Origin of the sequence: Accumulibacter sp. (assembly GCF_032229525.1) — a bacterium.
Taxonomy (GTDB): Bacteria; Pseudomonadota; Gammaproteobacteria; order Burkholderiales; family Rhodocyclaceae; genus Accumulibacter.
This window is the reverse complement of record NZ_JAVTWB010000158.1, coordinates 2,493-7,562: the sequence shown is the minus strand read 5'-3', so window position 1 is coordinate 7,562 and position 5,070 is coordinate 2,493. Positions and strand designations below refer to the sequence as shown.

The 5,070-nt window shown below is 66.7% G+C and carries 7 protein-coding genes and 1 pseudogene; 1 reads left to right on the top strand and 7 read right to left on the bottom strand.

All coding sequences use genetic code 11. The features are described 5' to 3' along the window. From RUW20_RS12270 to RUW20_RS12245, 6 genes are all read right to left on the bottom strand, one after another. The coding region (locus RUW20_RS12270) for a protein-disulfide reductase DsbD N-terminal domain-containing protein (RefSeq protein WP_313952513.1) at positions 1–285 on the bottom strand (285 nt) is incomplete at its 3' end. Then, positions 282–644 (bottom strand): divalent-cation tolerance protein CutA, encoded by a 363-nt coding sequence (cutA, locus tag RUW20_RS12265; RefSeq protein ID WP_313952515.1) that lies wholly within the window; start codon positions 642–644, stop codon positions 282–284. The genes cutA and RUW20_RS12270, both read right to left, overlap by 4 nt. A gap of 64 nt (positions 645–708) precedes the next feature. Beyond that, on the bottom strand, positions 709–1,494 hold the full coding sequence (locus tag RUW20_RS12260; protein WP_313952512.1) for an ABC transporter permease: 786 nt from the start codon (positions 1,492–1,494) through the stop codon (positions 709–711). 6 nt (positions 1,495–1,500) lie between these two features. Continuing rightward, entirely contained in the window at positions 1,501–2,445 is a 945-nt protein-coding gene (locus RUW20_RS12255; protein WP_313952511.1) for an ATP-binding cassette domain-containing protein, read from the bottom strand. Continuing rightward, positions 2,433–3,071, bottom strand: coding sequence for an alpha/beta hydrolase (locus RUW20_RS12250; protein ID WP_313952510.1), 639 nt, complete (start codon positions 3,069–3,071; stop codon positions 2,433–2,435). The genes RUW20_RS12255 and RUW20_RS12250 overlap by 13 nt, the downstream gene beginning before the upstream one ends. A gap of 52 nt (positions 3,072–3,123) precedes the next feature. Further along, a complete protein-coding gene (locus RUW20_RS12245; protein ID WP_313952509.1) occupies positions 3,124–3,432 on the bottom strand; it encodes an NAD(P)H-dependent oxidoreductase subunit E in 309 nt (102 codons plus the stop codon). Between the two features lie 221 nt (positions 3,433–3,653). Here RUW20_RS12245 and RUW20_RS12240 point away from each other — a divergent pair, with 221 nt between their 5' ends. Beyond that, positions 3,654–4,703 (top strand): DnaJ C-terminal domain-containing protein, encoded by a 1,050-nt coding sequence (locus tag RUW20_RS12240; RefSeq protein ID WP_313952508.1) that lies wholly within the window; start codon positions 3,654–3,656, stop codon positions 4,701–4,703. Between the two features lie 67 nt (positions 4,704–4,770). On the opposite strand, the pseudogene RUW20_RS12235 reads toward RUW20_RS12240, so the two are convergent. After that, positions 4,771–5,070: pseudogene (locus tag RUW20_RS12235) on the bottom strand (VanZ family protein); the annotation flags it as partial.

Genomic DNA, 5,070 nt, shown 5'->3' with positions numbered 1-5,070 from the left:
GTAATAGACCTCGACCTTGCCAAAATTCGGGTCCTCTTTCACCTTGCCCGTTGGCAGCACCGGCGTGCCGAGCTGCACCGTCGTCGGCTCGGCGGCGAAACGGAAATTGTTGCGGTAAAGGTAGTAGCCCTTGGCGATTTCGAAGCGCACCTCGATGGTTTGCCCGTCGAGCGCACGAGCGGTCGGCTTGAAGGCGACAGCCGGGTCGAGGAACTCCTCGGCGTGCGCCGGAGTGGCCAGCAGGAGCAGGAGCGAAAGCAGGAAGGAGAGCAGCGAGCGGGTCATTGCGGTGCGTCTTGGTTGTCGCCGTGGTGGTCAGGGTGGCGCGTTTCAGCGGCCACCCAGGCGAGATAGTCAGGCAGGCCGTCGGCTATCGGCAGGGCGATTACCTCCGGCAGTTCGTAGGGGTGACGGCTGCGGATCATCGTTTCGAGCGCGGCATAGCGCTCGCTGGTGGTCTTGATCAGTAACGGCACCTCGTTGGCGGTCTCGACCGCCCCCCGCCAGCGGTAGACCGAGTGGCAGGGCGCCAGGACATTGACGCAGGCCGCCAGCCGCGCCTCGACCAGTTCGCTGGCCAGCGCTTCGGCAGACGGGCGGTCGGGCAGATTGGTCAGGACGAGCAGGGTGGTCACAGGGCGAATTCTACTCCTTCAGCCGCAGCGCACGCCGCTGTCGGCCGGCCAGACACTGGCGGGCGCCACTACACTACTTGAGCAGCCGCCGTCGGGTCAGCGCGGTGGCGATCCAGAAACAGCTGCCGGCCATCGCCAGCAGGGCGGCCAGATGGGTGGCGACATCGCTCGGCAGATGTCCGAGCAACAATGGGCGGGCGAGTTGCACGGCGTGCGCCAGCGGCAGCCATGCGGCGACTGCCTGCACCAGCGCTGGCAACTGGTCGGTCGGGAAGAAAACGCCCGAGAGGAGCAGCATCGGGGTGATGAACAGGGTGAAGTAATACATGAAGAAGTCGTACGACGGCGCCAGCGCGCAGACGATCAGGGCGAGGGCAGCGAAGGCGAGACCGGTGAGAAAGATCACCGGCACGATGCACAGGGCCAGCGGCGACGCTGCCAGGCCGAGCGCGGCGATCACCAGCAGGATGGCACTGCCCGAAAGCAGGCTCTTGGTGGCTGCCCAGACCAGTTCGCCGGTCAGCACCTGGTCGAGCGACAGCGGCGTATTGAGCATTGCATCCCAGGTTTTCTGGACGTGCATGCGGGAGAAGGCCGAGTACAGCGCTTCAAAAGTCGCTGCATTCATGGTGCTGGCGACGATCGTCCCGGCGGCGAGAAACTGCACGTAGTCGACGCCCTGCACCGCGGGCAGCAGCCCGCCGAGCCCGTAGCCGAGGCCGAGCATGTAGATCAGCGGGTCGGCAAGGTTGCCGAGAACCGAGGGCAGGGCCAGCTTGCGCCAGACCAGGAAGTTGCGCCGCCACACCGGCAGCCAGCGCAGGCCCGGGCGGGGCAGGGCGAGTAATCCACGGGACATCGCCGCTCAGTCGCGCAGGTCGCGCCCGGTCAGCTTGAGGAAGACGTCCTCGAGGCTGGCGGCGCGATGGATGTAACGCAACGCCGGTTCGCCGGCCAGCGTGGCGAGCAGTGGCGCCGGGTCGTGGCAGTAGAAGAAGGCGGTGTCGCCGGCCAGTTCCAGGCGTTCGCCGAGGTTCTGCCGGGCATCGGCCCAGGCTGCGGCATGGTCGCCAAAGACCTCGACCACCTGCGGCTCGATGTGCGCGGCGATCAGCGCGCGCGGCGCACCCTCGACCATCACCCGGCCGTGGTCGAGAATCGCCAGGCGATGGCACAGGCGTTCGGCCTCGTCCATGAAATGGGTGGTCAGGATCAGCGTCTTGCCCTGCGCCGTCAGGCGCTTGAGGCGGTCCCAGATCAGGTGGCGGGCCTGCGGGTCGAGGCCGGTTGTCGGTTCGTCGAGGAAAACGATGTCCGGGTCGTTGACCAGCGCCCGGGCCAGCGTCAGCCGTCGCTTCATGCCGCCGGACAGCGACTGGATCGGCGCCTGCGCCTTGCCGGTCAAACCGGCGAAGTCGAGCAGGTCGGGGATACGGGCGCGAATCGTCGCCTCGGCGATGCCGAAATAGCGGCCGTAGACCAGCAGGTTCTCGCTGCAGGTGAAATCGGGGTCGAGGTTGTCGAGCTGCGGAACGACCCCTACCCGCTGCCGTGCGGCTGGCGCCTCGGCCGGAACCGGGTAGCCGCCGAGGCGGATGTCGCCGCCATCGGGCGGCGTCAGTCCCAGGCAGCAGCGCAGCGTTGTCGTCTTGCCGGCGCCGTTCGGGCCGAGCAGCCCGAAGCAGGTCGCCGCAGGAACCTCGAAGTCGATCCCGGCGATCACCACCTGGCCATCGTAGGACTTGCGCAGGCCGCGGACCTGCAGCGCGGCGCCGGCGGTGGCTGCTACGGCGCCACTCAGTGCCGCCATGCGCGACTGACGATCTCGCGGATGACGTGCAGACGGCGGTGGAAAAAGTGGTCGGCGCCGGGAACGACGATCACCGGCAATTCGAGCGGCTTCGCCCACTCGATGACGTTGGCCAGCGGCACGGTGGTGTCTTCCGAACCGTGGATGACGATGGTGTCGCCCGGAACGGCTTTGGTGTGATAGCGACGCGCGCCTTCGACGAAACCGGAGGCGGTGCCGACCAGCACCAGGCGCTGCGCCGGATGGCCGGCTGCGAGCAGCGCTTCGGCGACGCGGGTCTGGACATAGGCGCCAAAGGAGAAACCAGCGAGCACAACCGGCAGGTTGCCATAGCGACACTTGGCTTCGGCGAGTACGGCGAGCAGGTCTTCGGTTTCCCCGTTGCCCTCGTCGTGCGTTCCCTCGGTCTCGCCGATGCCGCGGAAATTGGGGCGCAGCGCGACGTAGTCGAGATGGGTGAAGGTGCGCGCCAGCGTCTGCACCACCTTGTTGGTATTGCCGCCGCCGAACAGCGGGTGCGGGTGGCCGATCATCGCGATACCGCGCGGCGCGCCGGGATTCTCGACCATCACGTCGATCTTGCCGACCGGTCCGTCGATCAACAGTTGCTCGGGCTGCAGCTTCATCGCTTAACTTTCCTTTCGCTTGCTTCGTCCGGCTGACAAGCTCGCCCGCTGCTCAGATACGCAGCCGCTCGACGACTCGCCCGTGTACCAGGTGCTCCTGGATGATTTCCTCGATGTCTTCGTTATCGACGTAGCTGTACCAGACCTCCTCCGGATAGACGACGATCACCGGCCCGTTGTCGCAGCGATCCAGGCAGCCGGCCTTGTTGATCCGCACCTTGCCGACGCCCTTGAGCTTGAGCTGGGCGATCCGCTCCTTGGCGTAAGTCTGGGCTGCCGTTGCACCGACGTTGTTGCAGCAGGTCTCGCCCTCGCCGCGCTGGTTGCAGCAGAAAAAGACATGATGCTTGAAATAGCTCATACGCATGGGCTCCTGGCGGTTGGTGGCGCGTCGTAGCGCTCGATTTTAACCCTGATTCGGCTGCTCGAAGCGCACGGGATAGCACGTGGACGGTGCTTTTGTGCACGAACGCGGCGAGCGGCTGGCGTAAAATGCGGCACTGCCGGTCGCGCTGTCCGCATCTGCTTCGCGTCCTGTCCGCGGCTGTATCGCCTCGCACCGGCCTCACCACTGACGAATTCATGAGCATCCGCGACGACCCTTTCGCCATCCTTGGCGTCCCCCGCGAGGCATCGCCCGCTGAAATCAAGCGTGCCTACCGCCGCCTGGCCATGCACTGGCATCCGGACCGCAATCCGTCGGCGGCTGCCGAAGCCGAGTTCAAGCGCGTCCATGCCGCTTACGAGTTGTTTCTCGATCCGCAGCGGCTGGCCGAGTGGCAGCAGGCGCAAGCGGCCGCCGGAGCGAGCGACAGTCCCCCACCGGAGGAAGTGCTCGGCGACGATCTGACGCAGGCGCTGACGCTGACGCTGGAGGAGGCGGCAACGGGTTGTCGAAAAGAGGTCGATCTGGTGCATGGCGTTCGCTGTGTCAGCTGTCGCGCCAGTGGTCGGGTGGAGCACCGTAATTCAGTGCCCTGCCGACGTTGCAGCGGTTGTGGCCGGACCGCCCGCCACGGCGGTGGCACCAGTGTTTGTACAGGCTGCGCCGGGCGTGGCTATCTGCGCGAGACAGAGTGTCCCGATTGCACGGGCACCGGCTGGCGAGAGGAGCCGCGTACCCTATCAGTGACCGTGCCCCCCGGCCTGGTCGACGGCGAACGCTTGCGCCTGGCGCGCCAGGCGCCGGTGATTCCCGGCGGCAAGGGCGGCACTGGTGGCAAACCGGGTGACCTCTACCTCGAGATCCGTCTGGCCGCGCATCCGCTGTTCGCCCTGCGTGGTCGCGACCTGCATTGCGAGGTTCCGGTCAGCATTTATCGCCTGCTCTGCGGTGGCTGTATCGAAGTGCCGACCCTGAGCGGGACGACCACTCTCGAGCTGTCCCCCGACGCCGCGCAGCGGCAGGAATATCGCCTGCCGGGATTGGGCTTTCCCCACCAACGGCGGCAAGCGGCCGGCGATCTGGTGCTGCAACTGCAGCAGATCTACCCCGAAAGCATCAGGCCCAAGGACATCGAGTTGCTCGAGCGGCTGGAAGTGCGGTTGGCCAGCGATCTCGCGCGGCGGGCGCCGCAACTGGCAGCTTGGGAGGGGCAGATGCGTGAGCGCAGGAGTGCTGCTGGGGCGTGATTGCGCTACACGTGGTGCTATGCGTTTCGCTGCTCTTACCGGACGGTGGCCATGCTTGTCGGCCGCCTCAGAGGCGGCGGCCGAGAGCGGTCAGGTAGGGCAGGGCGACGAAAGGCCACAGACTGGCAACCCAGCGGGTCAGCCCGTTGAAATTCAGAAAGTGCCCTTGCCGCCAGGTGGCCAGTGCGGCTTCCGAGTAGGGATTGGGCGGCGTCAGGTTCACCAGCGCCGTGCCGGCCATCAGGGCGACGCCGGCGAGGGCGATGCGGAACGACGCCGGCAGCAGCAGCAACACGGCGAGTAGCCCGCCACCGATCAGCAGCCCGAGCCTGGCCCCCGGGGTCAGCCACGCCAGTGCATCCTGTGG

Excerpts from the sequence above, each read along its gene's own strand:
- RUW20_RS12250 (WP_313952510.1), bottom strand. The coding sequence starts at position 3,071 with ATGAAGCTGCAGCCCGAGCAACTGTTGATCGACGGACCGGTCGGCAAG.
- RUW20_RS12245 (WP_313952509.1), bottom strand. The coding sequence starts at position 3,432 with ATGAGCTATTTCAAGCATCATGTCTTTTTCTGCTGCAACCAGCGCGGC.
- RUW20_RS12240 (WP_313952508.1), top strand. The coding sequence starts at position 3,654 with ATGAGCATCCGCGACGACCCTTTCGCCATCCTTGGCGTCCCCCGCGAG.
- RUW20_RS12260 (WP_313952512.1), bottom strand. The coding sequence starts at position 1,494 with ATGTCCCGTGGATTACTCGCCCTGCCCCGCCCGGGCCTGCGCTGGCTG.
- RUW20_RS12255 (WP_313952511.1), bottom strand. The coding sequence starts at position 2,445 with ATGGCGGCACTGAGTGGCGCCGTAGCAGCCACCGCCGGCGCCGCGCTG.